The sequence below is a fragment of the Acinetobacter sp. WCHAc010034 genome, assembly GCF_001696615.3.
In the GTDB taxonomy this organism is placed as follows: domain Bacteria; phylum Pseudomonadota; class Gammaproteobacteria; order Pseudomonadales; family Moraxellaceae; genus Acinetobacter.
Window position 1 is genome coordinate 2,407,859 of sequence record NZ_CP032279.1, and the last position, 21,550, is coordinate 2,429,408.

Sequence of the window (21,550 nt, forward strand, 5' to 3'; positions counted from 1 at the left end):
TTTTAAAAAGCACGGGGAAAAATGCAAGCGAAATTGATTAAATTGATTAATTTACAGGCCCTTTATAGCCGGTCAGCAGCAGCCCGTAAGAGCTTTTCTGATCCTGATGCGCCATTTTCACCGGCAGGTAGTCCAGCTTTGGCGCCAGCCAGAACACGGTTTCACGGCCCGGCTTGTCATGCTTCATCACCACTTTAATGGTGTCAAAGGTGCCGTAAGCGGTTTGGACTCTCTCCGCGCCCTGCTTGACAAACTTGCGCGCCTCAACCTCTTTGGCGTCGGCAATCCAGTAGCCGGATTTTAAATTGCCGGATTTCAAATCTTCACGCACCTGCAGTTCCGCATTCAGCTCATCCAGCACGCCGCTTTTCCAGGCAAAGGAGCGCGCCTTGTCGTCTTTCTTGGTATTGATGATTTTGGCGCCCGGGTTGAAGCTGATGCTCATGGTGTTGTTGTGGATCAGAATCTTGCTGGTGCGCTTAAAGCTCTGCGAAGTAATGCTGCCGCCGCTGAAGCCGAAATTGCTGGATTCGGTTGCGGAGGCGATGCCGCCGGCCTTGGCTGCGAAAACATAAGTCCAGCCGTTGCCGGCCTTGCTCAAGGTGCGGGTGGCCGAGCCCATGTTTTTGCCATTGTAGTTAAACTGATAGCTTGCTTGGAAGGGACTCATGGCAAAGGCTTGGCTGGCGAAGCCGCTGAACAGCAGCGCAGTAGAAACGCCGGCTGCAATCCCTAAGGTTTTAACTGCAAATGTAGCCATAAGTGATGCTTTCCTGTGAAGTTTTAAGAGGGCAAAATGTTCTTTTTACAATGAATCTTATTATGCGCGCCGATTGTGGAGATGGAAGCGGGAAAGCGGCGCAAAATGTATATTTACTGCTGCTTTTTATGCGCTGCGCTTCAGTCCGCGGGCAGCCGGGCTATTTTTCCTTCTGCCGGATGGGGGTGACTTCGGTTTCATCCAGATCGGCGTCATCCCAGCGCCCCATTTTCTCTGAAGCCATCCTGCTGAACAGGGCCGCCAGATTGACATTGCCCAGCACCACCAGCTCCGCTTCGCGCAGCACCGCATGGTTGACATGCACCTTGCCCAGCGTGTCAATGATTGAGCGGTTTTTGCCCAGCCAGCGGTTCAGGTCTAAATGCAGCAGCTCATCCTTGACTTTAATCACCTTCAGCTTTTCCAGCAGCATGCCCAGCGGATCATCATTCAGCACTTTCTGGTAAAAGAACAGGGCGCAGCGCACGCCAATTTTATAAAGGAAATTCGGATACTTGGCGTCAATCAGCTGGGTGTCGCTGATCTGTTCAAATACAATCAGCTGGGTGGTCTTGTTCAGCTCCATCTGCACCAGCTTCAAATCTACCGACAGGGTAACGTCCAGGCCGTTATAGCTGAGCGTGGCGTACAGGCGCAGCCAGTCGTCATGCAGGTCGGCATGCAGGTCCTGCAGCATTTTGACGTTGTCGGTGACAAAGCGCTGAAAGGTCGCATTCAGGAACACCTGCGACAGAGGAAATTCCCGCTCATCTTCAATAAACCCTTCCGCCTTTTGATACACCTGGCGGATGCGGTGAGAAATATTGGAAATAAGCGATTGCATGTCGATGGCGCATCCTGGCAAATAAGCGGGTTAAAATTCTGCTGTCGGCTGCGGCATGATGTAAAAAATACCGGCTTCCGAGCTTGCAGTTTAGCAAAATTAACTGCAGCATTTTTAGGATTTTGAAGGCGCTGCATCCATTTGTTGATGGGTTTGGCGCTTTCATGCGGAAAATGATAAATATTTGGCTTTATGCTCATTTTGAGCGCTTGGGGAAAGCGGCGGCCCGCCGCATGAATGCGATGCTGAAAAAAATGACCTTTAAGCCGCTAAGTCACGGCTGGTGGAAAGATCCGGTTTTTGCCGGCGCTGTAGGCGTGGCTGCCGCTTTGCATCTGGCTGTGCTGACGATGCAGTTCGCCATGCCGCAGGAAAGCGAGGTCACGACCAAGGAAATCGCGGTGTCCCTGCGTCCGAGCGATGCCAAAATTGAGCATGCCGATTTCCTGGCGCAGGCGGACCAGCAGGGTTCAGGCAAGTTCCGCGAGCAGCACCGCATTTCGGCCGATATGCCGGCGCCGATGGTCGATCAGACTGCAGGCGAGCAGGTGCAGGAAGCGCTGGAAAAGCTGCAGCAGAAGCGCGAGCTGAAGTTTGAAGAAAAAGTGCTGATGACCGCGCTGAGCTGGCAGAAGCAGGCGGAAGAAAATCAGCGCAAGAAAACCGCAGATGAAATGCAAAGCCAGTTTCAGGCCAAAGCCGCGATGATTGCCAGCATTGAAGCGCAGTACCTGCAGCGGCAGCAGAATTTCAGCCGGCAGCAGAAAATCAAGACCATCGACGGCATTCAGGCCAAGCAGGACAACACCGCGGCCTATATGGAAAAGTTCCGGCAGAAAGTGGAGTTCTACGGCAACCGCTATTATCCGGACAGCGCCAAGCAGCAGAATCTGGCCGGAGAAGTCCGCCTGATGGTGATTCTGAACCAGAACGGCGGCATCCGCGCCATCCGCTTAATTGAAAGTTCCGGGCACAGCATTCTGGATGAGGCGGCCAAAACTTCGGTGCGCAAGGCCGCGCCTTTTGGCGGATTTGACGCCAAAATGAAGGATATTTCCGAGCTGCGGATTGTGCGGACGTGGCGCTTCGACCCGGCAGAAGCGGAATTTGAAGTGCATTGATGCAGGCAGATCCGCCGGCATCATTTGAAGCATTGAAGCAGAGCTTTACTGACCCGCCGGCGCATAGCTGCCGTTTTGGCGCCCGTCCGGCCAGACGGCATCCAGGCTTTTTTCCCTGATGTTGAGGCGGGCCGGGAAGATTTCCAGATGCCCAGCATGCTGCGGGGCGGCCTTTAAGCCAATGCAGGTGCCATTTTTCCACCATGCGCCCTCCGCATACTGGTCTAAAGATCCAACCGCCAAATACCATTTGAAGGTGCCGTCTGGCTTCAGCAGCAGCTCTGAGCCGACTTCCATCATGCCATTCAGGTAATAATGCCCGGCCCAGGCGCTGTCGGCCTTGTTGAATTCAGCTGCTGGGCAGGCAGTTTCATCGCCGGCATGGAGCGGGGCGGCGGAGAGCAGCGCGGTGGCCAGCAGCAGTCCGGAAAGAATATTTTTCATATTTTTTAAGTATCTTGATGAATGTTTAAGCATTCTGTTATTTTCAGCATAAATTCAGCCCGGTCAATCGAAATTAACCGGGCTGATGATTGCAGCGCTTAAAAGTTACTGTTCCTGATAAGGATTTTCAAAGCCGAGTTTGGCTAAGATCTGAATTTCCAAAGCTTCCATTTCTTCAGCGTCTGCATCGGAAGTTTCATGGTCATAGCCCATTAAATGCAGCGCGCCGTGCACCAGCATATGGGTGAAATGCTCCATAGGCGTTTTTTGCTGCTCAACAGCTTCCTGCAGCACCACAGGAATGCAGATCACCAGATCGCCCAGCGGCAGCGCGTCCAGCATCGCCAGCACTTCTTCCGGCACATCGCCGGGAAAAGACAGCACATTGGTCGGCTTGTCTTTGCCGCGGTATTCCAGATTCAGCTTATGGCTTTCGTCATTGCCGACGCAGGCGATGCCGATTTCGCAGTCCTGGCCGGCATCAATATGGCGCAAAGCGGTTTCAATGACTTTTTTAACATAGGCGCGTTTCAGGACCAGTTCAGGCGCCTGAACCTCCTGCTGCAGGGAAAGGTTGAGTTTCAAAATGAATCCTTAGTTCAATTTAGTCCTGTGCGTCGGCTTTGGCGTCATTGTCAGCAATCAGAGCTTCCTGAAGCGCCTTGCGTTCGGCACGGGCCGCAGCGCTGAGGCGCTGCTGTTCGCTGTCCCATCCCTCGTAGGCTTCAACAATTTTCTGAACCAATTGATGGCGCACCACATCGCGGGAATGGAAACGGGTAATGTGAATTTCGCTGATTTTTTCAATCACGCGCAAGGCATGCGACAGGCCGGACTGCTGGCCGCGCGGCAGGTCAACCTGCGTGATGTCGCCGGTAATGACGGCGCGCGAGCCGAAGCCCAGGCGGGTCAGGAACATTTTCATCTGCTCAGGCGTGGTGTTCTGCGCTTCGTCCAGAATCACAAATGAGTGGTTCAGGGTGCGGCCGCGCATATAGGCCAGCGGCGCGACTTCAATCACCTGGCGCTCAATCAGCTTGGCGACTTTTTCAAAGCCGAGCATTTCGTATAAGGCGTCATACAGCGGGCGCAGGTAAGGGTCAATCTTCTGGGTTAAATCGCCCGGCAGGAAGCCGAGCTTTTCACCGGCTTCAACCGCAGGACGCACCAGCAGGATGCGCTGGATTTCGTTGCGTTCCAGCATGTCGACCGCGGCCGCTACGGCAAGGTAGGTTTTGCCTGTGCCGGCAGGGCCGATGCCGAAGGAAATGTCGCTGTTCAGAATGCGCTGCACATAGCGCTTCTGGTTGGCGCCGCGCGGGTTGATGCGCCCTTTGCGGGTCTGCAGGTATATATCTTCCAGCCCAGTATGCTCCTGGCCCTCCATATCCTCCTGCAGCTCACGGTCGGTCTGGCTGCCCTGGATCATCATATGCAGGGTATCTGCGCTGATCTGGCTGGAGCTTTCTGATTCTTCATGCAGGCGGTGCAGAAGGCCTTCGGCTCTCTCTACCGCATCGATTTCGCCATCAATAAAAAAGGCATCGCCCCGATGGGAAATTTTGACTTCTAAACGCTGTTCAATTTGCTTCAAATGACCGTTGTATGCGCCAAGCATGCTTTGCAAACGGTCAAGTGAAACGCCAGGAAATGTTACTGTACGCCGAATCGCTGCAGTCAAGAGAATTCCTTAAGTAGTCCTGAGTTCAGTCCTTACATTACGCCACGTCAGGCTCAAGATTCAATAGCTCGCCGTAAACAAAATTCAAAGTTTTAATTTCGGTAATTTCGATCTCAGCGAAGCGTCCAACCCAGGCTGCATCGCCAATAAAGCTGACATAGCGGGTGTTGTCCGCCGTGCCGATCAGGAGGTTCGGGTCCTTGTCGGAAACGCTTTCCACCAGCACGCGCTGGATGGTGCCGAGCATGGCATCGGTTTTGTCAATGCTGGAGCGCTTGATCCATTTCTGCACTTTAGACAGGCGTTCTTTTTTCACATCTTCAGGCGTCGTGTCTTCCAGTTCAGAGGCGGGCGTGCCCGGGCGCTTGGAATAGACGAAGCTGTAGGAGTGGTCAAAGTCCATGTCTTTAATGAACTGATAGGTTTCTTCAAAGTGCTCATCGGTTTCGCCCGGAAAGCCGATAATGAAGTCACTGGATAAATGCATGTCCGGACGCACTTTGCGCAGCTTGGCGATTTTGTCGATATACACATCAATGGTGTGGTTGCGCTTCATCGCCTGCAGCACCGCGTTGGAGCCGCTTTGCACCGGCAGGTGCAGGTGCGATACCATCTGCGGCAGGTCGCGGTAGCATTGAATCAAGTCATCATTAAATTCAAGCGGGTGCGAAGTGGTATAGCGCAGGCGGCCAATGCCCGGAATTTCCGCAACCAGGCGCAGCAGGTCAGCAAAGGTGCAGATATTGCCTTCAAAGGTTTCGCCGCGGTAGCCGTTGACGTTCTGGCCCAGCAGCGAAATTTCACGCACGCCTTTTTCCGCCAAAGTGGCGATTTCCGCCAAGACGTCATCCAATGGGCGGGAAACCTCTTCACCGCGGGTATAGGGCACCACGCAGAATGAGCAGTATTTGGAACAGCCTTCCATAATCGAAACAAAAGCTTTGTAGCCTTCTACGCGCGGTTCAGGCAGGAAGTCGAATTTTTCAATGTCCGGGAAGGAAATATCCACCAGCTTGATTTTTTCTTTTTTCGGCTTTTCGATCTGATCAAAATGCTGATCCAGCATCTGCGGCAGGCGGTGCAGGGTTTGCGGGCCAAAAATCATGTCGACATAGTTGGCGCGCTTTTGAATGTTGTCGCCTTCCTGCGAAGCCACGCAGCCGCCGACGCCGATAATCAGCTCAGGATTCTTTTCTTTCAGCTTGCGCCAGCGCCCCAGTTCCGAAAAGACTTTTTCCTGCGCCTTTTCGCGGATCGAGCAGGTATTCATCAGCAGAATGTCGGCGTCTTTCGGATCTTTAGTCAGCACATAGCCGTGCGAGTCGCCTAAAAGGTCTGCCATACGGTGACTGTCGTACTCATTCATCTGACACCCTTGCGTTTCGATGTACAGTTTTTTCACTGCGCCATCGGTGGCTGGAGTGTGCTGTGGCTGGGTAACAGTGTTTTCTGAGGCAGCTTCGGCATCATTCGGAATGAAGGTTTGAACCGTCATGTAGGCTCCTGAAGGATAAAACAAGAAAGATACTAACCCGCAGCTGGATTTTGCTGAGCGCAGCTCACTCTGGCTTCGGGGTTAATGGGGACTGGAATGAAAGGCGCATATTTTAGCAGTAATTCGCTATAAACTGACAGCCCAAAATGGCGGGCGCCGCCGATTGATTTATGAGGCAAAAATGTTTGAAAATTAATATTGCCTAATCATGAGGTTACATAACACAACAATACAGCCGGCTGAGAGTTATTAAACTAGCCGAAAAATGGCTGGCAAACTGCGCGTACGGCAAAAAGTGAATTAAAGAAGGCAAGTAGATGTCAAATAAAGTCTGGAAACTCAATAAATACTGTCAGCTGCTTGCTTTAAGCGCGGCCTTGGCCTGCCTTCCGTATGCTGCGCAGGCTGCCGATGCGCAGTTCAATGACGCCCTGCGCGCCGCCAATTCCGGCAATATTGCCCTGCTGCAGCAGTATCAGTACGCCATGCAGAACGATGCGCTGGGCTACTATCCTGAATACTGGATCTTAAACAGCAGCCTGGCCTCGCAGCCGGCTGACCAGATTGCCGGCTTCGCGCAGCGCTACCCGCAGTCGGCGATGGCGGAAAAGCTGGCGGCTGACTACGTTGAAGAAAAAGTCAAGCAGGCCGATTTCGCCGCCGCGCAGCCGCTGCTGCAGTATGTGAGCAACCCCGATCAGGCGGAAACCTGCGCGGTGGCGCAAGTGCGCGCCAGCTCCGGCGACCCATTGGTGTATGCGGAATTTAAAGATGTCTGGCTGACCACCAATGCCCAGCCGGAGTCCTGCACAGGTCTGGGGCGCATGATGCTGTCCAGCCCGCTGCTGACCGAGCAGGACCGCCAGCAGCGCCTATGGGGCCAGCTGCGCGCCGGCCAGTCAGGCCTGGCGATTGCCACGGCGCAAAGCATCAAGATGAACCTGTCGCTGGCGCAGCTGAACAGCATTCAGGCCAACCCGATGAATTACCTCTGGGCTGCGCCTAAAGCCACTCCGGAAGACCATGCCTATCTGATTTATGCGCTGGGGCGCCTGGCGGACAGCGACTTGAACAGCGCCATGGCCTCCGCCCGGCGGGCAGCCGAAGGCGCGCCTGCCGATGTGCAGCGCGCGCTGTACCGCACGGTCGGCTATATCGGCGGCACCACGGTGATGAAGAATAATTTCAGCCGCGAAGTGCTGCAGTTTCTGGACGCCAGCTACGGCCTGCCGTTCAGCCCGGAAGAAGCCGAAATTTATGCGCGCCAGGCCATCCGCTTCAGCGCATGGGAAAGCCTGATCCGCGCGATTGACGGCATGAGCGTGACCCAGCGCCAGGAAGACCGCTGGCAGTACTGGCTGGCGCGCGCCTCTGAACAGCGCAGCGACGGCGCTTCCAAGCGGGCAGCGCAGGCTATTTTCAAGCGCCTGGCGCAGGGCGACGACTACCATAACCTGCTTGCCAAAGACCATGTCGGGCAGAGCTACAGCAGCCTGCCGGGCAATACGCAGCCGGACAATGCCGATGCGCAGCGCCTGAGCCAGGACATCCATTTCAGCCGCGCCTTTGCGCTGCGCAATGTCAATGCGCCGGACAGCTACATTAACCGCGAATGGAACTGGGCTGTGCGCCAGGCTTACTTAAAGCAGGATGACGGCCTGCTGCTGGCGGCCGCCAAGCGCGCCACCGACATGGGCTGGTATGACCGCGCCATCTATGCGGCCGACCGGACGGTCAGCAAGCACAATTACAGCCTGCGCTATGCCATGCCGCATCAGCCTTATGTGGTCAGCCACAGCCAGAATGCCGGCATTGACCCGGCCTGGGCCTATGGCCTGATGCGCCAGGAAAGCCGCTTTGTTTCGAATGCGCGCTCGCATGTCGGCGCCGGCGGCCTGATGCAGATCATGCCGGATACCGCCAAGCTGGTCGCGCGGCAAATGGGGGAAAGCTATAACCCGGCTGCCCTAAGCGATATGAACACCAATATCCGCTACGGCACCTTTTACCTGTCCATGATTCAGCGCCAGCTGAGCAGCAGCCCGGTGCTGGCAACGGCGGGCTACAATGCCGGCCCGAACCGCGCGCGCCGCTGGCAGCCGGATGATCAGGGCATCGCCGCCGATCAGTATGCGGAAAGCATCCCCTTAACCGAAACGCGCGACTATGTGAAGCATGTCATGACCAATGCCGCGCATTACGGGGTGCTGCTGGGGCAGGGCGCGCAGTCCATCGGCAAGCGCATGCAGACCATACCCATGCGCAACGCGCAATAGCAGTTAAAAAAACAGCAGGCTGAATAGATTGATGATTGGGGAATGAAGGATGCGGTTGAAATACGGCAGAAATGAAATTACGCGGCTGGCCCTGCTCCTTGCGGGCAGCGGCGGTTGCCTTGTTTCCGCTGCAGCCTCAGCTGCGCCGGCCGTGCACGGCTATGTGATGAATGTGCAACTGGTGCCTGCAGTCTGTTCCCTCGATCCGCAAAAGCATAAAAAGCGCAAATGCCTGGAAGGCTATTCGCTGAATATTACCGGCCTTTATCCTGAAACCGGCCAGCAGGACTGCCTAAGCTCCAGCTCTGCAAAACTGCCGCCGATACAGGCCAAAGTGGTGGCCCGGGTCATGCCGGATGAAAACGCGCGCAATGCGCTATGGCATGAAATTGGCGCCTGCGTGCCGATGAATGCCAGCCAGTATTTCCGCACCATTATCAATTACGCTGAAAAGCTGAAAATACCGGAAGAGCTGACCAGCCAGGAAACCGGCCAGATGCAGGCCGCGGCCCTGCGCAGCAAAATGCTGCGCCTGAATCCCGGCTTGCCGGCGCAGGGCGTGCAGTTCAGCTGCCAGCCGTCGTATGCCGGCAGCATTCTGACCGACATTAAAATCTGCTACAGAAGCAACGGCAAGTACAAGCAGTGCTCAAGTAATGTGCTCAGCAGCTGCCCGCCTTCCTTCATCATTAAAGGCTCTTTCTGAACCTTTGCAGAGATTTTATTTATATTTCCTATCATACTTTTGTTGAAAAGCATTCCCTTTTACATGCATCCGCCAAAGTATTGGAGTACAATCTTGGGCGTTTATTATTAGATTAAATGGACTAACTATTTAATCGCATTGAATATCCTCAATTGGAGATAATTACATGAAGCAACCCGTTCGTGTTGCCGTTACAGGCGCTGCTGGTCAAATTGGTTATAGCTTATTATTCCGCATCGCAAGCGGAGAGATGTTAGGCAAAGATCAGCCGGTTATTTTGCAATTGTTAGAAGTTCCTTTTGAGAAAGCTCAAGCTGCGCTTAAAGGCGTAATGATGGAATTGGACGACTGCGCTTTCCCATTGTTGGCAGGCATGGTTGGTACTGATGATCCTAAAGTTGCATTCAAAGATGCTGACTATGCGTTATTGGTTGGTTCACGTCCGCGCGGCCCTGGCATGGAACGTGCTGACTTGCTGAAAGTGAACGGCGAAATCTTCATTGGCCAAGGCCAAGCGCTGAACGAAGTTGCTAGCCGTGACGTTAAAGTGCTTGTTGTAGGCAACCCTGCAAACACTAACGCTTACATCGCTATGAAATCTGCTCCAGACCTTCCAGCGAAAAACTTCACAGCAATGCTGCGTCTTGACCACAACCGCGCGTTGACTCAGCTTGCTCAAAAAGCCGGTGTTGCAGTTTCTGACATCGAAACTATGACTGTTTGGGGCAACCACTCTCCAACGATGTATGCTGACTACCGTTTTGCAACAGTAAACGGCGAAAGCTTGAAAGACAAAATCAACGATGCGGCTTGGAACAAAGATGTGTTCCTTCCTACCGTTGGCAAGCGCGGCGCTGCGATCATTGAAGCGCGCGGCCTGTCTTCAGCTGCGTCTGCTGCAAACGCTGCCATTGACCACATGCGCGACTGGGCGCTTGGCACCAACGGCAAATGGGTAACAATGGGTATCCCTTCTGACGGCTCTTACGGCATTCCTGAAGGCGTGATGTTCGGTTTCCCTGTAACAACTGAAAACGGCGAATACAAAATCGTTCAAGGCCTTGAAATCGACGAATTCAGCCGTGAGCGCATCAACTTCACGCTGAACGAGTTGGAAGAAGAACGCGCAGCGATTGCTGACATGGTTAAATAATTTAGTCTTTTCAGATTAAGTTGAAAAAGCGCCCCATATTTGGGGCGCTTTTTTATGCCTGAATTTTTCATTTGCAGCCTGCCGCTGCCCAAGCTGAAGCTGAACAAAAAATAACATGCTGTGATGCAGGGACAGCTGACTTTTCATACGCTTCGGGCTAATTTAAAGGGAAGACTAAAGGCTTGAGGAGAATTCCATGTTTGACCAGCAGCCGACATTAGAGCTTTTATTTGAACAGCTGGGCCTCGACGCGGGCGTAGGCGCAATCGACCGGTTCATAGAAACACACCAATTGACCATGGATATTCCTTTGCACAAAGCCGCATTCTGGTCGCAGGCGCAGCATGACTTCATTATCAGCCATTGGAAAAATGATGATGAATGGGCAATGGTGATAGATATCTTAAATGAGCAGCTGCATATGGAAAATCAGCTTTCCGGATCGTGCGATTTGTGAACACAAATTGAAACAACAAACCTAGTTTTGCCGCTAGGTTTTTTTAGCAATATCTTATAAGTTAATTTAATAATAAATGACAGATTAGTTGATAAGGAGGGCGTGATGCTCAATCAGAATAAACCATCCTTAGCGTTGCTGTTTTCACAACTGGGGTTAGCCAACAGTCCGGCCGCCATTGAGCTGTATGTGCGCACGCATCAGCTTTCCGCTAGTCAGAACCTGCATGATGCGCCGTTCTGGAACAAGGCGCAGCGCGATTTCCTGATCAGCCATTTAGTGCAGGATGATGACTGGGCCATTTGGATTGACGAACTGAATCAGCAGCTGCATATGGATGCCTATAGGCTGCAGCCGGCCTGAATCTGCAGCCTAAGCCTTACTTAATGCCGATTAAAGCTGGCCTAAACGAATTGGATCAAAGTTAATCAGCTTAAAGTGAAGAGGCGCTGCGGCTTTCAGAATACTTTTACTGCAAGGCCGCCAAGCGGGGGATGATCCCCCGCATTAAGCCGCAGCTGGCATGCAGGGATTACTGCGCCAGGCTGGCCTTAAACAGGCGCATGGCCTGGCCGCGGTGGCTGATTTCATTCTTTTCAGCTTTTGACAGCTCTGCGCTGGATGCATTCAGTTCAGGCAGCCAGAACAGCGGGTCGTAGCCAAAGCCATTTTCACCGCGCGCCGCTTCCAGAATTTCACCGGTCCAAATGCCTTGGAAAATCTGCGGCAGCGGGTCATCCGCATGCTGCACCAGCGCCAGCACGCAGACAAACATGCCCTCAACCGCTTCGCCGGCTTTGCGCAGCGGTTTCAGCTTCTGCAGCAGTTTTTCATTATTGGCGGCGTCATTGCCATGCTCGCCGGCAAAGCGCGCAGAGTAAATGCCCGGCGCGCCGCCCAGCAGCGGCACGCAGATCCCTGAATCATCGGCAATCGCAGGCTTGCCGGAAATCTTCGCCGCATGGCGGGCTTTAAGGATGGCGTTTTCAACAAAGCTCAGGCCGTCTTCAACCGCATCTTCAATATTCAGCTGGCCCTGCGGAACCACGTCTACAGGAAGGTTCAGCTCTGCAAACATTTTTTCAAATTCAGCAATTTTGCCTTTGTTGTTGCTGGCAAGAACCAGTGTGCCTTGGGATAGCCAATCTGCTGAAGACATGTTGATCGCCCTAAATGGAAAAAGTTGGCTTATTTTAGCTGATTTAGCGCTAAGTTAGGCTGGATAAGTTGTGCTTTAATGGCATAGCTGAGCATTATTTAGAACCGTAAGGCTGCTGTGCATGCGTGTGAAAATAGAACAGGATTTTGATTATAAATATTTCATTGTTTCAACATTTAACCGGAAGATTGATGATGGCTATCAAGAGCTGGCGGATTTTCTGGCGCAGCATTTTTCAGAATGCTTTGATTTCGGCTTTTTTCTCAGCGATGCGGGCTGGCAGCAGGAGTCGCGCTTAGTCCATTATTTTAAGCTGTCTAAATAGAAGCAATATCAGGCGGTATTTTCTCAGGAGCAGATGGCGCAAAATGAAGCCTTGATCAGCCACCCGGCACAGGCGGGCCTGGTCAAATATTGCAGCCATTTCAGGCTGGAGCACGCCCAGATTAAGTCAGCGCTTGAGCTGAATGCAAGTCAGACTCATGGCCGCAGTTTCCTGTATTTGCAAAGAAAAGCAAGCAATACAGCTGAATTTCCAGATGCCTTGACATTGTTTCAGCTCAGCGGAGCAGCTGGGCAGTATGACATTGACTGGAACAGTCTGGAGAATGCGCTGAAAACCCGGCAGATTTTTCCGCTGCAGAAATGGCAGGGCTGCGGTGAGCTTTCAATCAGGCTGAGCAATGCGGCTGAAACTTAAACTTCGGCAATAAAAAAGCGCCTTGCGGCGCTTGTTTCAGTTTGGCGCAAATTACTGCGCCTGAATCCACTGGTCAGCGCGGTCACGCGCCTGGCGGATCTGGTCTTGCGTCAGGTTGGCGGCCAAAGCGGTTTTCTTGCCTTCAGACAGGGTAATCACTTTATTGTCGAGCATGCCGTCACGGGTTGACAGCTCATACCACTGGTATGCGCCGACATAGTTTTTCTTCTGCTCTTCCATCATCGCCAGGTTAAAGCTGGCGCGGTTGTCGCCGCGGCTGGCCGCTTTCTCAAAATACTGGCGTGCCAGCACAACATCTTTTTTGGTGCCAATGCCGTCAGCCAGCATGCGGCCCACGTTCAGCTGCGCTGCGGAAAGGCCCTGATCGGCAGCGGCTTTAAACCATGCAAAGGCCTGGCGTTCGTCCTTGCCGACATCTTTGCCGTACTGGTATTTTGTCCCAAGGTAGAATTGCGCGCCGGCCTGTCCGGCTTTGGCGGCCTTGGCCAGGCTGTTGATATCCATGACGGAATACTGCGCTGCCTGGCTTGCAACAGAAGGCGCCGGAGCAACATAGTCTGCATGGGTCTGAATGCTGAAAAGCCCGGCAAGCAGCGTCGTGCTTAATAATAGTTTTTTCATAGAGCGCTCACTCGATAAATTGCGACTTCACCAAACAGATTCGGGATATGTTTACTGAGTAAACTGCCTTGCTGATCCCCATTCACGGCAAGCCGGTTAATGATACGGATGCTGTTCTCTGCGCACAGCGCTTCGAAGTCGCGGAAAGTACATAAATGAATATTTGGAGTGTTATACCACATATACGGCAAAGCTTCTGAAACAGGCATCATTCCCTTTAAGGCCAGGAAAGAGCGGGTCTTCCAATGCGCAAAGTTCGGAAATGTAATAATCGCCTGCTTGCCTACGCGCACCATGTCGCGCAGTAGGGCATCGGGCGCGTCTACCGCCTGCAGCGCTTGCGCCATCACCACATAGTCAAAAGACTGGTCGGCGAAACGGCTTAAACCCAAATTCAAGTCCTGCTGAATAATATTTAACCCGCGGCTGACCGCAATTGCAATCTTTTCCTGATCAATTTCCAAGCCGTAGGCGCGGATATTGTGCTTTTTGCTCATATGCGCCAGCAGTTCGCCGTCGCCGCAGCCTAAGTCCAGCACCTTGGAATCCGGCTTAATCCATGTTTCAGCTAGCTGATGATCGATACGCATTACACAGCCTCCGCAGATGTCGCTTTCAGGTGCTCTTCGCCGCCTAAAAATGCGCGTAATGTTTTGACATATAAAGGAATAGGGAAGAGGAACGAATCATGCCCCTGTTCCGCGTCAATGTCCAGATAGCTGACCGGCTTATGGCTGCTGATCAGGGCGTCGACAATCTCCTGAGAGCGCTGCGGGCTGAAGCGCCAGTCGGTGGTAAATGAAACCACCAAGAACTGGCATTTTGTATTTTCCATCGCTTTTTTCAATGACAGCTCATACTCGCGAGACGGGTCAAAGTAGTCCAAAGCTTTGGTCATAATCAAATAGGTATTGGCGTCAAAATTCCGGCTGAACTGCTCGCCCTGATAGCGCAGGTAGCTTTCGACCTGAAATTCCACATCAAAGCCGTACATGAACTTGCCGGATTTCAGGTCGCGGCCGAATTTCTGCTTCATGGCTTCTTCGGACAGGTAGGTGATGTGGCCGACCATGCGCGCCAGAATCAGCCCGCGCTTCGGATAGCTGTCATTTTCCAGATAGCGCCCATTGTGGAAGTCCGGATCGGACAGGATTGACTGGCGCGCTACTTCGTTGAAGGCGATATTCTGCGCCGAGAGTTTCGGCGCGCTGGCGATAATCACGCATTTCTGCAGGCGATCAGGATAATCCACCGACCACTGCAGCGCCTGCATGCCGCCCAAAGAGCCGCCGATCACCGCATACCACTGCGCAATGCCCATGCGGTCAGACAGCATGGCTTGGGTTTTGACCCAGTCGCGCACGGTGACCAGCGGGAAATCCGGACCGTAGGGGCGGTTGTCATTTTCAGGGTTGGGCGATGTCGGGCCGGTTGAACCGCTGCAGCCGCCGATATTATTCAGGGAAACCACAAAGAATTTAGAGGTGTCAATCGCCTTGCCCGGGCCTATGCAGGCGTCCCACCAGCCGGGTTTCTTGTCATCCTGATGATGGTAGCCAGCTGCGTGATGATGTCCGGAGAGGGCATGGCAGATCAGGATGGCATTCGACTTATCGGCATTCAGCTCGCCGTAAGTTTCCACCATGAGTTCAAAGCGCGGAAGGATCCGGTCGCATTCGAGCGCTAGCGGCTCTTCAAAAGAAAACTTTTGCGGGGCAGCTAAGCCCACTGAATCAGCTGGAAAAGACACAGGAAATATTCGCCTTAACTCTTTGGGATCAATAAATAAAAGGATACCACTTGTGGGTATCCTTCTAAAGTCATTTTCATGCTATGAATTATTGCTAATTCTTATACTGCGGCTGCAATCACCTGCTCGGTGCTGAGCACGCCCTGCTCAATCAGGCGGTTGGTGCTGGCAATAATCGCCTCAATTGAAGAGGTCACAATGTTGTCATGCACGCCGGCGCCGAATGCGGATTTGCCTGTGCCTTTGACCTGCAGCTCAATCAGCGCCAATGCTTTGGCATGCGCGCCGGAACTGATGCCGCGCTCTTCATAGTTCAGGACATCAATCGGCAGCTGCAGGGCATTCAGGATGGCGGAAATCGGGCCGTTGCCTTCGCCGCGCAAACGCTGGATTTCGCCGTTGACTTGAATATCCAGCTCAATCACCTGATTGCCGTTTTCATCGGAAAGGCGGTAATTCTGCGCTGAATAGTGCGCATCTTTGGCGGCTACATAGGTTTCCTTGAACAGTTTCCAGATTTCCTGCGCGGAAATTTCAGTGCCTTGCTCATCGGTGCGCTGCTGCACCACTTGGGAAAATTCAATCTGCAGGCGGCGCGGCAGTACAACGTTGTAGTTGGATTCCAGCAAATAGGTAATTCCGCCTTTGCCGGACTGCGAATTGACGCGGATCACGGCGTCATAGTCGCGGCCCAAGTCTTTCGGGTCAATCGGCAAGTACGGCATGTCCCAGATTTCCTGATTTTTCTGGAACTCAAAGCCTTTTTTGATCGCATCCTGATGCGAGCCGGAGAATGCGGTGAACACCAGGTCGCCGGCATAAGGATGGCGCGGGTGCACCGGCAAGCCTGTGCATTCTTCAACGGTGGCGATAATTTCGTTAATGTTGGAGAAGTCCAGATTTGGCGCAACGCCCTGAGTGTACATATTCAAGGCGATGGCCGCTACATCCACGTTGCCGGTGCGCTCGCCGTTGCCGAAGACGCAGCCTTCCACGCGGTCAGCGCCGGCCATGATCGCCAATTCAGAAGCCGCGATGCCGCAGCCGCGGTCATTGTGGCAGTGCACGGAAATAATCACGCCGTCACGGCGCGCAATGTTGCGGTGCATCCATTCAATCTGGTCGGCATATACATTCGGGCCCGAAACTTCGACTGTGGCAGGCAAGTTCAAAATGACTTTGTTTTCCGGAGAGGCTTCCCAGATTTCAGTCACCGCGTCGCAGACATCTTTCGCCACTTCCAGTTCGGTTGCGGTGAAGCATTCCGGGCTGTACTGGAAGATCCATTCAGTTTCAGGGCTTTTGGCTGCGTATTCTTTGACTTTTTCAGCCGCATTGATGGCCAGTTGCTTTGCGCCGGCGATATCCACATTCAAGACTTTTTGGCGGAAAGTCGGTGAATTTGAGTTGTAGATGTGCACGATAGCGCGCTTCGCGCCCTGCAAAGACTCAAAGGTGCGCTGAATCAAGTGGTCGCGCGCCTGCACCAGAACTTCAATATAGACGTCATCCGGGATATGATTTTCTTCAATCAATTTGCGGGTGAAGTCAAAGTCAATCTGCGATGCGGAAGGGAAGCCGATTTCAATATGCTTGAAGCCGATTTTCACCAGCATCTGGAACATCTTGAATTTCTGCTCCATGTTCATCGGCTCAAAAATCGCCTGGTTGCCGTCACGAAGGTCGGTGCTCATCCAGATTGGCGCTTGGGTAATTTCGTTATTTGGCCACTGGCGGTCAGGTAAGTCGACGCGCTGGTACATGCGGCGGTATTTTTTGCTTGGATCAGCCAACATCATGAGGGAACTCCTTGTGCAGCGCTGCCTGCTCGGGTCTTGGATAAAGGCAAGCGCGCTGCTGATATAGATTGTGTCTATTGTATCAATTTACAAGCATCTATCCGGAGGCCTTAGTCTAAAGCATTAAAAACCTTGATGGATTTTAGATGCCTGGCTGTACCGCAGGTCTTGCAAATCTATAACTGAATCTTAATGCACTTATTCCGGAAATATTTTCCTATTTTTGCGCCGGCTTTTTGATTGGGGAAAATCTTTTCCTGCAATTTGCCTATTTTTGAAAAATATATTCTTCTGTGATGTCATTCAGCGCAGCAGTTCCCATTAATGCCATGGTTATCTCAAATTCTTCTTTCAGGATTTTAACCACATGCGCCACCCCTAAAGCGCCTGCGCAGGCCAGGCCGTAAATATACGGGCGGCCGATCAGAACCGCGGATGCGCCAAGGGCGATGGCTTTAAAGACATCGGAACCGCGCCGGACGCCGCCGTCATACAGCAGCGGAAAATCCGCCGGCACGGCTTTCCTGATCAGCTGCAGCGCAGTCAGCGGGGGAATGCCGGTGTCCAGAACCCGGCCGCCGTGATTGGAAACAATCAAGCCCCGCACGCCGTGCTGAATGGCCAGCCGGGCATCCAGCGGATGCAGCACGCCTTTCAGGATCACGGGCAGGGAAGTTTGCTGCGCAATCCAGGCGATGTCGTCCCAGGTTGGCGCAATTTTCATCAGGCCGTTGAAGACCGGATGATCGCCGGCCTTAAGCTCGGGCAGCGGAATATGCGCGGGGGTATGCGGGTGCTGCATGCCGGCCGGCAGCTGGAAAAATACCCGGCGTTCGCGGTCGCGGATGCCGGTATGCGGGGAATCCACGGTAATCACGATGGCTTTAAAGTTCTGCTGTTCGGCCAGCTTCACCAAGGCTAAGGATTTTTCACGCCCGCCTTGCCAGTACAGCTGGAACCATTTGTAAGGGTTTTCCCGCTTCAGCGCGCGCATGTCGGTATTGCTGAAGGTGCTCAAAATCATATTGCTGCCCAGCACTTCGGCCGCCAGCGCCGAAGCCGCTTCGGCTTCAGGATGGAACTGCTGCTGGTGGCCAATCGGCGCCAGAAAGATCGGGTGCGGGAATTTCTGCCCGAAAATTTCGCATTCAGTGCTGCCGTGCGTCAGGTCTTTCAGCATGCGCGGCAGCAGCTGAATGTGCGCAAACTGCGCCAGATTGCTGCGCACGCTGATTTCATCCATAGACCCGCCCTGCAGGTATTGCCAGACCATATCGGGCAGGTGCTTCCGCGCCTGCTGCTCATAATCGGCGATGGTTTGCAGGTGGGGCGGGATCTGGGCCAGCGGCGGCAGCGGGAAGTTCTGGCTCATAGCTCGGCCCACTGGCGCAGCAGGTTATGGTAATGGCTGGTTAAATTCACCGTTTCTTCGCAATCGCCTAATTTCTGGCGCAAATTAATAATAGTCATATCCAGGTTAAACAGCATGGAGCGCTGCCAGTCATCTTTGACCATGCTTTGCACCCAGGTGAAGGCGGCGATGCGCGCGCCTTGCGTCACTGGCTCCACCCGGTGCAGGCTGGTGGCCGGATAGACAACGGCATCGCCGGCATCCAGCTTGACTTCATGCGCGCCATAGGTGTCTTCAATAATCAGCTCGCCGCCGGCGTATTCATCCGGCTCCGACAGGAAAATAGTCATGGATACATCGGTTCTGACGGCTTGGTTTTTGCCCGCCATATAGTGAATGGCGTTGTCCACATGATTGCCGTAGTGGCCGCTGTCCTGATAGCAGTTGAACATCGGCGCCAATATCTCTTTCGGCAGCGCGAATGACTGCATCAGCGGGGCATGCTTGATCTGCTGGCAGACAAACTGGCTGAGCTGCTGATACAGCTCGCTGCCGGCATCAATCTGCAGGTTGTTTTTAATCTGCTGCGCCTGCCCGCCTGCGGTCGATTTCCCGGATAGCCATTGATTGTCCTGCTCCATCGCTTGGCGGATGGACTGGACTTGCTGTTTGGTCAGGAGTTCTGGAATATGCAGGATCATGGCTTAAATACTCGGCGAACAAAAAATGCAGCGCGCTTTAATGCAAAGAAGGTAATGCGCTTAACATAGCACATTACCTTGCTGGGGATTTTTAAAAAACAGCTTAGAATTTATAGTTGAAGGTGAGGGCTGCGGAACGCGGCTGGCCCATTACGAGGCGCGCGCCGCTGTTGTTCAGCGTGCTGATGTATTCCTTATCCGCAAGGTTGTATATATTGAGGTTCAGCGACGCTTTGTCGTTCAGGGTGTAGCCGAGCAGCGCGTCAAAAACCAGATAGCTAGGAATAGCCGGCATGTTGGCCTCTGCGGATGAACCCGGGCTGACGAAGCGCTTCTGCTCATCCATATAGCGCGCGCCCAAGCCTGCTCTGAATCCTGCTACGCTGTAGGTGCTCCACAGCGTGGCAGACCAGTCCGGAGACCAGCGCGCCGAAGTGCTTTCGGTCCAGGTTTTGCTGCTGGTGCTGTAAGTGCGCTGATTTTCCTGTTCAGTGTCCATAAAAGCCACGCCTGCCGATACATTCCATGCGCGGGTGATCTGGCCTACGGCGCCCAGTTCCAGGCCCTTAACCGTGGTTTTTCCTTCAGGAATATACTGCAGGGTAACTGGGTCTTGGGTAATCTGGTTTTCATTTTCAGTATGATAGGCCGCTGCGGTTAAGATCAGCTTGTCTTCATTGAAAGTCCACTTTGTGCCGATTTCATAATGCTGGGTTTCCTGCGGCTTGGCCGAAGGGTCATTGGCGGCGTTTGAGGCGGAATTCGCCACCGTGCTTAAGGCAAAGGCTGCGCCCGGCGGGGTAAGGGACTTTGCATAAGACGCGTAGACGCTGCTGGCGCTGGTCGGCTTGAATACGCTGCCCAGCTTCCAGCTGACTAAAGTGCCGTTCGTGCCCAGGTTGCTCGGGGTTTTGGTCACGGCCAAAGTTGCGGAATCGGTTGCAATGGCGAGCGCATCCGCTTCGGTATCGTAATAGTCAACGCGCACGCCGCCGTTCAGCTGGAAGCGTTCGCCAAATTTGAGCGTGTCAAATAAATAGGCGGCTGCGGTATCTGTTTTGCCGTTTGCATAGGCCCCGGTAGGCGCTAGGCCAGGCATCGCTTGATAAGGGTCCGGAGCATATAGATTGGCGGATGGAACTGCCGGGGCGGCTTGTCCGGGAGCCTGTATATGCAGGGTCTTGTTAAACTGCTCTTCCCGCAGAAGCTCCAGGCCGGCGACAATATCATGCTCGACAAAGCCGGTTTTTGCATTGATGTTGAGCGTGGTTTGGTTGGCCAGAATTTTATTTTCCTGCTCTACACCCTGACGCGTGCGCACCACTGACCATGAATTCGGATCTTTAGGCGCAGCCAGATTGCTGATGACCAATGCATTGACGCCTGTCAGCGCGCGCTCCATTTCAGTTTTGCCGAATCTGGAAATATTGGTCAGTTTGACATTCCTGCTCAGGTCGCTTTCAACTTTTGCCGTGAACAGGTTTGCATCAACATCTTCATGGTCATTAATATTGCCGTAAAAATTTTCGCGGTTTACCGGTTCGGCAGCGTTGACTGCGGTGTTAATGATGTCGCGCTGCGCCTGCGTCAGCTTGGCATCGGTATTGTTGTAATAAAAGCCTTTCATGCCGATGGTCGGAATGCCGCCGTCAGGAATATTGCGCTGGCGCACATGCTGCGAATACAGGTAAAAGCGCGTATCGCTGTCCAGGCCGAATGCAATTGAAGGGGCGACGGCATAGCTGTTATTTTCGACATAATCACGGCCGTCTACACCGCCTTCCTGGCCCATCACGTTTAAGCGGACTGCAGTTCCTGCAGACAGCGCCTGATTGATGTCTGCGGTCAGGCGCGCATGTTCTGCGGTGTTGTAGGTGGCGGAAACTTCCTGGCTGCTCTCTGAATGCGGCAGCTTGCTGACCAGATTGATGTAGCCGCCCGCGCCGCCGCGGCCCGCTTCTGCGCCGGAAGGGCCTTTGACCACTTCAACCTGCTCCAGATTGAAAATGTCGCGGCTGATGGCGCCGATATCGCGGATGCCGTCAAGGTAAATTGAATTTTTCGTGTCAAAGCCGCGCATCTGGAAAGAATCTCCAGCGCTGGTGTTGCCGTTTTCACCCAATTGCAGGGTAATTCCCGGGGTATTGCGCAGCGCCTCGGTTAAAGAGGTGGCGCCTTGTTCTTTTAATAATTCTTTTTTAATCACCGAAATGGTTTGCGGCGTATCGGCCAAGGGCTGAGTGTATTTTGCTGAACTGACCTTGTCTGCTTTATATTTATTTTCGGCTTCAGACTTGACAGTAATTGTCGGTAATTGCGTTGCCTGCTGCTCAGTGTCGGCTGCCTGGGCGGCCAGCGGCAGCGCGGCGGCCAATGCAACAATTGAAGCTGTTCTGCTGTGTTTGCGGCTTTTGATCTGTGCCATGTCGAAGTCCTGAAGTCGTTAGGAGGGAACAATTGCTGCTTCGATGTTCACAACTCCATGAAGCGGCAATGGATTAATTGTTATGG

At 53.3% G+C, this 21,550-nt stretch carries 22 protein-coding genes; 8 read left to right on the plus strand and 14 right to left on the minus strand.

Going from position 1 to position 21,550, the window contains the following annotated elements; translation table 11 throughout:
* Window positions 1-46: 46 nt before the first annotated feature.
* Both BEN74_RS13170 and BEN74_RS13175 read right to left on the minus strand, forming a co-directional pair.
* Window positions 47-760 carry a DUF3108 domain-containing protein gene (locus BEN74_RS13170; RefSeq protein WP_068909514.1) on the minus strand — a complete coding sequence of 238 codons (714 nt, stop codon included), beginning with the start codon at window positions 758-760 and terminating at the stop codon, window positions 47-49.
* A gap of 160 nt (window positions 761-920) precedes the next feature.
* Entirely contained in the window at window positions 921-1,604 is a 684-nt protein-coding gene (locus tag BEN74_RS13175) for a hypothetical protein (RefSeq protein ID WP_068909512.1), read from the minus strand.
* Between the two features lie 242 nt (window positions 1,605-1,846).
* Here BEN74_RS13175 and BEN74_RS13180 point away from each other — a divergent pair, with 242 nt between their 5' ends.
* A complete protein-coding gene (locus BEN74_RS13180) occupies window positions 1,847-2,725 on the plus strand; it encodes an energy transducer TonB (protein WP_086374260.1) in 879 nt (292 codons plus the stop codon).
* Between the two features lie 45 nt (window positions 2,726-2,770).
* Here the strand turns inward: BEN74_RS13180 and BEN74_RS13185 are convergent, their stop codons facing one another.
* The 4 genes from BEN74_RS13185 to miaB form a co-directional block, all read right to left on the minus strand.
* Entirely contained in the window at window positions 2,771-3,169 is a 399-nt protein-coding gene (locus tag BEN74_RS13185; RefSeq protein WP_068909510.1) for a hypothetical protein, read from the minus strand.
* A gap of 105 nt (window positions 3,170-3,274) precedes the next feature.
* Entirely contained in the window at window positions 3,275-3,754 is a 480-nt protein-coding gene (gene ybeY / locus BEN74_RS13190) for an rRNA maturation RNase YbeY (protein ID WP_068909508.1), read from the minus strand.
* Window positions 3,755-3,773: 19 nt separating this feature from the next.
* Window positions 3,774-4,850 (minus strand): PhoH family protein, encoded by a 1,077-nt coding sequence (locus tag BEN74_RS13195; RefSeq protein WP_068909505.1) that lies wholly within the window; start codon window positions 4,848-4,850, stop codon window positions 3,774-3,776.
* Between the two features lie 37 nt (window positions 4,851-4,887).
* Window positions 4,888-6,345, minus strand: a complete 1,458-nt coding sequence (gene miaB, locus BEN74_RS13200; RefSeq protein ID WP_068909503.1) for a tRNA (N6-isopentenyl adenosine(37)-C2)-methylthiotransferase MiaB — start codon at window positions 6,343-6,345, stop codon at window positions 4,888-4,890.
* A 317-nt stretch (window positions 6,346-6,662) separates the two neighbouring features.
* Between miaB and BEN74_RS13205 the strand changes: the two genes are divergently transcribed.
* The 5 genes from BEN74_RS13205 (at window position 6,663) to BEN74_RS13225 (ending at window position 11,300) form a co-directional block, all read left to right on the plus strand.
* Window positions 6,663-8,621 (plus strand): lytic transglycosylase domain-containing protein, encoded by a 1,959-nt coding sequence (locus tag BEN74_RS13205; RefSeq protein ID WP_068909501.1) that lies wholly within the window; start codon window positions 6,663-6,665, stop codon window positions 8,619-8,621.
* 55 nt (window positions 8,622-8,676) lie between these two features.
* The gene (locus BEN74_RS13210; RefSeq protein WP_416240777.1) at window positions 8,677-9,327 is read left to right on the plus strand and encodes a ribonuclease I; all 651 of its coding nucleotides are present in this window, start codon (window positions 8,677-8,679) and stop codon (window positions 9,325-9,327) included.
* A gap of 166 nt (window positions 9,328-9,493) precedes the next feature.
* Entirely contained in the window at window positions 9,494-10,480 is a 987-nt protein-coding gene (locus BEN74_RS13215) for a malate dehydrogenase (RefSeq protein WP_068909497.1), read from the plus strand.
* 196 nt (window positions 10,481-10,676) lie between these two features.
* A complete protein-coding gene (locus BEN74_RS13220) occupies window positions 10,677-10,937 on the plus strand; it encodes a DUF2789 family protein (protein ID WP_068909494.1) in 261 nt (86 codons plus the stop codon).
* A gap of 105 nt (window positions 10,938-11,042) precedes the next feature.
* Window positions 11,043-11,300 (plus strand): DUF2789 family protein, encoded by a 258-nt coding sequence (locus BEN74_RS13225; protein WP_068909492.1) that lies wholly within the window; start codon window positions 11,043-11,045, stop codon window positions 11,298-11,300.
* 169 nt (window positions 11,301-11,469) lie between these two features.
* Here the strand turns inward: BEN74_RS13225 and rdgB are convergent, their stop codons facing one another.
* Complete coding sequence (rdgB, locus tag BEN74_RS13230; protein WP_068909490.1) at window positions 11,470-12,096, minus strand: RdgB/HAM1 family non-canonical purine NTP pyrophosphatase; 627 nt, start codon at window positions 12,094-12,096, stop codon at window positions 11,470-11,472.
* A 121-nt stretch (window positions 12,097-12,217) separates the two neighbouring features.
* Between rdgB and BEN74_RS13235 the strand changes: the two genes are divergently transcribed.
* Both BEN74_RS13235 and BEN74_RS13240 read left to right on the plus strand, forming a co-directional pair.
* Window positions 12,218-12,421: a hypothetical protein gene (locus BEN74_RS13235; RefSeq protein WP_068909488.1), complete on the plus strand. Its 204-nt coding sequence runs from the start codon at window positions 12,218-12,220 to the stop codon at window positions 12,419-12,421.
* 33 nt (window positions 12,422-12,454) lie between these two features.
* Window positions 12,455-12,796: a hypothetical protein gene (locus BEN74_RS13240; RefSeq protein ID WP_068909486.1), complete on the plus strand. Its 342-nt coding sequence runs from the start codon at window positions 12,455-12,457 to the stop codon at window positions 12,794-12,796.
* Between the two features lie 51 nt (window positions 12,797-12,847).
* Here the strand turns inward: BEN74_RS13240 and BEN74_RS13245 are convergent, their stop codons facing one another.
* The 7 genes from BEN74_RS13245 to BEN74_RS13275 all read right to left on the minus strand — a co-directional run bounded on the left by BEN74_RS13245 (window position 12,848) and on the right by BEN74_RS13275 (window position 21,464).
* Entirely contained in the window at window positions 12,848-13,438 is a 591-nt protein-coding gene (locus tag BEN74_RS13245; protein ID WP_068909484.1) for a tetratricopeptide repeat protein, read from the minus strand.
* Complete coding sequence (gene metW, locus BEN74_RS13250) at window positions 13,435-14,028, minus strand: methionine biosynthesis protein MetW (RefSeq protein WP_068909482.1); 594 nt, start codon at window positions 14,026-14,028, stop codon at window positions 13,435-13,437. Before metW ends, BEN74_RS13245 begins: the two co-directional genes overlap by 4 nt.
* The gene (gene metX / locus BEN74_RS13255) at window positions 14,028-15,188 is read right to left on the minus strand and encodes a homoserine O-succinyltransferase MetX (RefSeq protein ID WP_068909479.1); all 1,161 of its coding nucleotides are present in this window, start codon (window positions 15,186-15,188) and stop codon (window positions 14,028-14,030) included. The genes metW and metX overlap by 1 nt, the downstream gene beginning before the upstream one ends.
* Window positions 15,189-15,289: 101 nt before the next feature.
* Window positions 15,290-16,987 (minus strand): 2-isopropylmalate synthase, encoded by a 1,698-nt coding sequence (leuA, locus tag BEN74_RS13260; protein ID WP_068909477.1) that lies wholly within the window; start codon window positions 16,985-16,987, stop codon window positions 15,290-15,292.
* A gap of 268 nt (window positions 16,988-17,255) precedes the next feature.
* Window positions 17,256-18,359: an alpha-hydroxy acid oxidase gene (locus tag BEN74_RS13265; RefSeq protein WP_068909476.1), complete on the minus strand. Its 1,104-nt coding sequence runs from the start codon at window positions 18,357-18,359 to the stop codon at window positions 17,256-17,258.
* Window positions 18,356-19,039: a Fe2+-dependent dioxygenase gene (locus BEN74_RS13270; RefSeq protein WP_068909474.1), complete on the minus strand. Its 684-nt coding sequence runs from the start codon at window positions 19,037-19,039 to the stop codon at window positions 18,356-18,358. The genes BEN74_RS13265 and BEN74_RS13270 overlap by 4 nt, the downstream gene beginning before the upstream one ends.
* Window positions 19,040-19,142: 103 nt before the next feature.
* A complete protein-coding gene (locus tag BEN74_RS13275; RefSeq protein WP_068909471.1) occupies window positions 19,143-21,464 on the minus strand; it encodes a catecholate siderophore receptor Fiu in 2,322 nt (773 codons plus the stop codon).
* Between the last annotated feature and the right edge of the window lie 86 nt (window positions 21,465-21,550).

Bases quoted from the DNA above. Each gene is read 5' to 3' on its own strand.
- BEN74_RS13170 (WP_068909514.1), bottom strand. From the start codon at position 760: ATGGCTACATTTGCAGTTAAAACCTTAGGGATTGCAGCCGGCGTTTCT.
- BEN74_RS13175 (WP_068909512.1), bottom strand. From the start codon at position 1,604: ATGCAATCGCTTATTTCCAATATTTCTCACCGCATCCGCCAGGTGTAT.
- BEN74_RS13180 (WP_086374260.1), top strand. From the start codon at position 1,847: ATGCTGAAAAAAATGACCTTTAAGCCGCTAAGTCACGGCTGGTGGAAA.
- BEN74_RS13185 (WP_068909510.1), bottom strand. From the start codon at position 3,169: ATGAAAAATATTCTTTCCGGACTGCTGCTGGCCACCGCGCTGCTCTCC.
- miaB (WP_068909503.1), bottom strand. From the start codon at position 6,345: ATGACGGTTCAAACCTTCATTCCGAATGATGCCGAAGCTGCCTCAGAA.
- BEN74_RS13205 (WP_068909501.1), top strand. From the start codon at position 6,663: ATGTCAAATAAAGTCTGGAAACTCAATAAATACTGTCAGCTGCTTGCT.
- BEN74_RS13215 (WP_068909497.1), top strand. From the start codon at position 9,494: ATGAAGCAACCCGTTCGTGTTGCCGTTACAGGCGCTGCTGGTCAAATT.
- BEN74_RS13220 (WP_068909494.1), top strand. From the start codon at position 10,677: ATGTTTGACCAGCAGCCGACATTAGAGCTTTTATTTGAACAGCTGGGC.
- BEN74_RS13225 (WP_068909492.1), top strand. From the start codon at position 11,043: ATGCTCAATCAGAATAAACCATCCTTAGCGTTGCTGTTTTCACAACTG.
- rdgB (WP_068909490.1), bottom strand. From the start codon at position 12,096: ATGTCTTCAGCAGATTGGCTATCCCAAGGCACACTGGTTCTTGCCAGC.
- BEN74_RS13235 (WP_068909488.1), top strand. From the start codon at position 12,218: ATGCGTGTGAAAATAGAACAGGATTTTGATTATAAATATTTCATTGTT.
- BEN74_RS13240 (WP_068909486.1), top strand. From the start codon at position 12,455: ATGGCGCAAAATGAAGCCTTGATCAGCCACCCGGCACAGGCGGGCCTG.
- BEN74_RS13245 (WP_068909484.1), bottom strand. From the start codon at position 13,438: ATGAAAAAACTATTATTAAGCACGACGCTGCTTGCCGGGCTTTTCAGC.
- metW (WP_068909482.1), bottom strand. From the start codon at position 14,028: ATGCGTATCGATCATCAGCTAGCTGAAACATGGATTAAGCCGGATTCC.
- leuA (WP_068909477.1), bottom strand. From the start codon at position 16,987: ATGATGTTGGCTGATCCAAGCAAAAAATACCGCCGCATGTACCAGCGC.
- BEN74_RS13265 (WP_068909476.1), bottom strand. From the start codon at position 18,359: ATGAGCCAGAACTTCCCGCTGCCGCCGCTGGCCCAGATCCCGCCCCAC.
- BEN74_RS13270 (WP_068909474.1), bottom strand. From the start codon at position 19,039: ATGATCCTGCATATTCCAGAACTCCTGACCAAACAGCAAGTCCAGTCC.
- BEN74_RS13275 (WP_068909471.1), bottom strand. From the start codon at position 21,464: ATGGCACAGATCAAAAGCCGCAAACACAGCAGAACAGCTTCAATTGTT.